Origin of the sequence: Stappia stellulata, from assembly GCF_020176715.1 — a bacterium.
In the GTDB taxonomy this organism is placed as follows: Bacteria; Pseudomonadota; Alphaproteobacteria; order Rhizobiales; family Stappiaceae; genus Stappia.
In genome coordinates, this window is record NZ_JAIVMF010000058.1 from 1 (window position 1) to 556 (window position 556).

Here is a 556-nt window from a genome sequence, read left to right on the forward strand (position 1 = left end):
ACGCCCCAGCGCCAATGGTACTGCGTCTTAAGACGTGGGAGAGTCGGTCGCCGCCAGGCCCGCTAAGCGTAAAACTTAAAACATATCTACGATAAAAAACAGCAGACTTAACGCGGGGTGGAGCAGCCCGGTAGCTCGTCAGGCTCATAACCTGAAGGTCGCAGGTTCAAATCCTGCCCCCGCAACCAACGATAATTGCGAAACCTCCGCAGGCCCCGCCGCGGAGGTTTTTGCATTTCCGGACCCATTCCGCAGAGATCGTCTGTTGCGCCCTCCCGCAACCAACGATCCCTGCGATAGCAGGTTGTCAAAAGCCTCGGCCTCCGAAAGGAAGTCGGGGTTTTTCTTTCCTGCAGCAAAGCGCAGGATGGTACCCAGATCTCCACTGACCTGCTCCCCTGAAACGTCCCCACTCTGAGGTTAGTCTGTTCCTCGACTTGAAGTGCTCCCCGTCTTTGGATCAGCCCGAACCGGAACTTTCGGGGGTGATATCTCATGCAGCGAAAGTCGCCGATGAGCCTTTCATGAGCGATATCGGCGGTTTGTTGCCGATCGC

General features: G+C 56.5%; 1 tRNA gene. It reads left to right on the forward strand.

The annotated features are described in order from the left end of the window. Nucleotides 1-111 precede the first annotated feature (111 nt). Nucleotides 112-188 (forward strand) — tRNA-Met (locus LC092_RS21095). Nucleotides 189-556 lie beyond the last annotated feature (368 nt).